At 73.4% G+C, this 3,841-nt stretch carries 3 protein-coding genes and 2 pseudogenes; 1 reads left to right on the forward strand and 4 read right to left on the reverse strand.

Translation table 11 applies throughout. The annotated features are described in order from the left end of the window. Window positions 1-698, reverse strand: a pseudogene (locus ND748_RS27530) (PucR family transcriptional regulator); the annotation flags it as partial. Between the two features lie 179 nt (window positions 699-877). On the opposite strand from ND748_RS27530, the gene ND748_RS27535 reads away from it, so the two are divergent. After that, window positions 878-1,849, forward strand: a complete 972-nt coding sequence (locus ND748_RS27535) for an alpha/beta hydrolase (protein ID WP_251749119.1) — start codon at window positions 878-880, stop codon at window positions 1,847-1,849. A 417-nt stretch (window positions 1,850-2,266) separates the two neighbouring features. On the opposite strand, the gene ND748_RS27540 is transcribed toward ND748_RS27535, so the two are convergent. The 3 genes and pseudogenes from ND748_RS27540 to ND748_RS27550 all read right to left on the reverse strand — a co-directional run. Next, window positions 2,267-2,986, reverse strand: a complete 720-nt coding sequence (locus ND748_RS27540) for a glycosyltransferase family 2 protein (RefSeq protein WP_251749120.1) — start codon at window positions 2,984-2,986, stop codon at window positions 2,267-2,269. A 58-nt stretch (window positions 2,987-3,044) separates the two neighbouring features. Continuing rightward, window positions 3,045-3,644: a methyltransferase domain-containing protein gene (locus ND748_RS27545; RefSeq protein WP_251749121.1), complete on the reverse strand. Its 600-nt coding sequence runs from the start codon at window positions 3,642-3,644 to the stop codon at window positions 3,045-3,047. Then, window positions 3,641-3,841, reverse strand: a pseudogene (locus ND748_RS27550) (hypothetical protein); the annotation flags it as partial. The pseudogene ND748_RS27550 and the gene ND748_RS27545, both read right to left, overlap by 4 nt.

Consider the following 3,841-nt stretch of genomic DNA (forward strand, 5'->3'; position numbering starts at 1 on the left):
GTGCGGGCGCCGCGCCACGCCCGCTGCGCCGCCGAGGCCGGCACCGGCGCGGATCGCCCCACCCGCACGCCGGTCGGGATCTTCGGCTCGTCGGCCGGTGCCTCCCGCCCGACCACTGCACGCACGTCACCGATCCGCACCGCGCGCACCCACGGGTGCAGGTTTGCCAGGAACTCGGCGCCGGCCTCGGGATCGGGCGAGCGGACGGCGTAGACCATGATCGGACAGGTCGGCTCGATGCCGAGCAGCCGCAGGGCACGCGCCCGGCCGGCGTCGTCCGCGCCCGCACCGAGCACCAGTTCCAGCAGCGCCGGATCGCCAGCCCCGGGTTGGTCGAGCCGTGGCCGGGGCGACAGCGCCCGGACCGCGTGCCCCAGCCGATCCAGGAGCATCCGGTCCTGCGGGAGCGGTGGACCCGACCGCGCCAGCCAGACCCACTGGTCGGCACCGGCCCGCATCCGGACCGCGCCGTCGGGCGGGTCACCGGCGAACGGAACTCGCCCACCGGGCCGCACCGCCAGCGGTGGCGCCGAGCCGCCGGCGAGGCCCACCTCGCACTCGGCGAACTGGGCGGTCGCCGACAGCACGGTCTCCAGGCTGGCCTGGTGCTCGATGAAGCCGTCGAAAAAGGCGATGATCCGCACCGCGCCCAACGCACCCTCGTCCAGGTCCGCCAGCCGCAGGATCAGCCCCTCCATGCCAGGAGACTACGACCGTGGGCAGATCCGCGATACCGGCAAGGCGGGCGGGACGCCGGCAAGGCGGGCGGGACGCCGGTGGACACGTGGTGGTCGCGGACTCGAGGATGGCCCAACCGCCCGCCGCCCTGCCCCGGGGCCAGCTCAGGGATGACAGCTCAGGGACGAGAGGATCGCCGGTGCGCTACGCCATCGACCCGGAAATCGCGCCCTGGGTCGCGCTTCTGGTCGACGTGCCGATCGCCGACGTCGCGCAGGCCCGCACGCTGGTGCGGGAGCTCACCGCGGCCGCCGGGCAGCCCGACTCCGGCGGTACCGCGTCGATCAGCGACCGGACGATCCCGGGACCGGCCGGCGCACCGGACGTCCGGGTGCGGATCTACCGTCCCGTCGCGGCACCGGTCGACTGTCCGGCGGTGCTCTTCCTGCACGGCGGCGGTTTCATACTCGGCGATCTCGACATGGCACATGCCGAGGCACTCCGGTTCGCGGAGCTGGGCTGTGTGGTGGTCAGCGTCGACTACCGGCTCGCGCCCGAACACCCCTACCCGGCCGCACTCGACGACTGTTACGCCACGCTCAGCTGGCTGGCCCGCGAGGCCCGGCCGAACCTGAGCGTGAATCCGGCGCGCATCGCCGTCGCCGGCGGCAGCGCGGGTGCCTGCCTCGCCGCCGCCCTGACCCTGCTCAGCCGTGACCGCGGCGGCCCGGCCCTGTGTTTCCAGTTCCTCACCGCCCCCAAACTCGACGACCGTCTCGACACCGTGTCGATGCGCACGTTCACGGACACGCCGATGTGGGACAGCGGAAAGGTCGCCCTCACCTGGCGCTACTACCTCGGCGACCGCGCCGGTGGGCCCGACGCCGACGTGCCGGCCTACGCCGCACCGGCCCGCGCGGCGGACCTGTCGGGCCTGCCGCCCGCGTTCGTCGCGGTCTGCGAGTTCGACCCGTTACGCGACGAGGGCCTCGCCTACGCACAACGGCTCGTCGAGGCCGGAGTTCCGACCGAACTGCACCTCTACCCGGGCACCTTCCACGGCTCCCGGCTCATCCAGGGCGCCCAGGTCACCCGGCAGATGATCGCCGACGAGAACCGAGCCATCGTCCGCCGCCTCGGCCTCGAACCCCGCCGCACCCCGAACCGCTGATCGCGCGCAACGCGCCAGTTGTCCCGGCCTACCCGGTAACCCGGATTCCGGCTGAACACATGGGCGCGATCGGAATTGCATCTGCAGCCGGCCGCGTGGAGCCAGCCGGACTTCTGGTCGTTCTGCAGGCCGATGCTGTCCCCGTACAGCGCCCCGGTCGATCGGCGGCGGCCCGCCGAAGTCGCGACACCGCCACCACCGCCGCTGCTACCACCGCCACCACTGTCACCACCGCCACCGCCACCCGCTGTCACCACCACCATCACCAACGCCACCACCACCACCACCACCACCACCGCTGCCACCGCTGCCACCGCGGACGGCGAGCGTGGTCGGCGTGGTCCGGCCCGGCAGCTGGAGCTGGAGCTGGAGCTGCACCGTCCCCCTGACCGGCCAGCCTCGAATCGGCGCCGCGGACTATTCGAAGCCACTCAGGACGTGGGCGAATCCGCCTTCGACGCGGGAGTCGCGCCGGGCGCTGGTGGTGACCCGCACCGTGGTGGTGTGCAGGACACGCAGGTCGGGATGACGGTGCAGGTTCACGGACAGCGCGTTGTCCTCGCCGACGGAAAGCGGGGGGATGCCGCCGACCCGGTTGTAGGCGTCCAGCCGGACTCCCAGGTTGGCGCCGTGCGCATGCCGGTGCAGACCCGGCTCCGCAGGTTCCGCCCCGCGGTAGTGCCGCAGGAAACGTCGCTGGGCGGGGGCGGGGAATCCGTCCCAATCGTCGATGTCGACCACGCCGAACACCGCGTCCGCGCCGTCGCACGCGAGCTCCACCTGAGCGATGATCCAATCGGGCGAGACCCGACTGTCCGCGTCGGTGGAAGCGAGCCACACCGCGCGCGGATGGGACTGGGCCGTGCCCGTCGACGCCCGGGAGATCAGGTGCGCGAATCCGCGCAACCGGGCCCGTCCGACATTCCGCTCCCGCACGGCGAGCGTCGGCACCGCGCGTGTCCGGCAGTGCCGGGCGGACTCGTCGCGGCAGTCGTCGAGCACGACCAACACTTCGACGCCCACGCCGCGCAGACCTGGATGGTGGCCCGCCTCGCTCAGGGCGTCCAGGCAGGCCCCGATCAGATCCTGCTCGTCATGGGCCGGGACCACCACGCCGACCCTGCTGATCCGATTCATGCGCGGCCGATTCGGTTGATGGGCGGCCGAGCCCCCTTCCTGGCGAGACCGACCCGCTTCACCGCAGGCCCGTTCGCTCGGCGACGGAGCGGGCGTCGCGCGCCCAGACGTCCGCCACCAGATCGTCCTCGAGATGGTGCACGAGACGCGTCAGTCCCGCCCCGGCGGCGGCCTCCCCGAGCAGGGCGTGCACCGCGTCGCCCCCGCACGGGTAGTCCTCGACAGGAGGACGCCAGTGGACGGCGACCAGTGTGCCGGCCGAGGCGGTGGCACGGGCGGCGACGAGGCGGGCGTCGGCCTGGTCGAAGTAGTAGCCCACCTCGGAGAGCACCACGAGATCGAACGTCTGCGCGGGCCAGTCCCCCGGCAGCCGCGCCGCCTCGACCCGGACGTTCGGCAGGTCGGCGGTGCGGCGGGTGGCGGCCGCCACCGCGGCGGGCGCCACGTCGGTCGCCAGCAGCCGGCCGCAGCGGGCCGCGAGATCACGGGTCAACAGGCCGATCGAGCAACCCGGCTCGTAGCCGGTCGGGTAGTGGTCGTCGGGGAGCAGAGCGACGGTAAGCGCCCGTTTGCGCCGCTCGTACCAGCGGTCAGCGAATCCCCACGGGTCGCCGTCGCCGGCATACAACTCGTCGAAGTACCGCTGCGGCAGCGTCATCGAATCCTCCGCGAATCCCCCAGCGACCAGCCCGGCTCGGCCGCGGCGGCGACGTCGGTGCCGAGCGCGGCCAGGTCCCGTTCGCCATGGTCCTGAAGGATGTAGACGGCCAGGTCGGCCACGCGAGCGGCGTGCCGGCGGTCGCGTGCACGCGGCGCCGGCCCGAGCGCCCGGTCGACCCGGCGGGTCACCTCGGC

It is taken from the genome of Frankia sp. AiPs1 (assembly GCF_023716945.1).
GTDB lineage: Bacteria > Actinomycetota > Actinomycetes > Frankiales > Frankiaceae > Frankia.

Excerpts from the sequence above, each read along its gene's own strand:
- ND748_RS27540 (WP_251749120.1), bottom strand. The coding sequence starts at position 2,986 with ATGAATCGGATCAGCAGGGTCGGCGTGGTGGTCCCGGCCCATGACGAG.
- ND748_RS27545 (WP_251749121.1), bottom strand. The coding sequence starts at position 3,644 with ATGACGCTGCCGCAGCGGTACTTCGACGAGTTGTATGCCGGCGACGGC.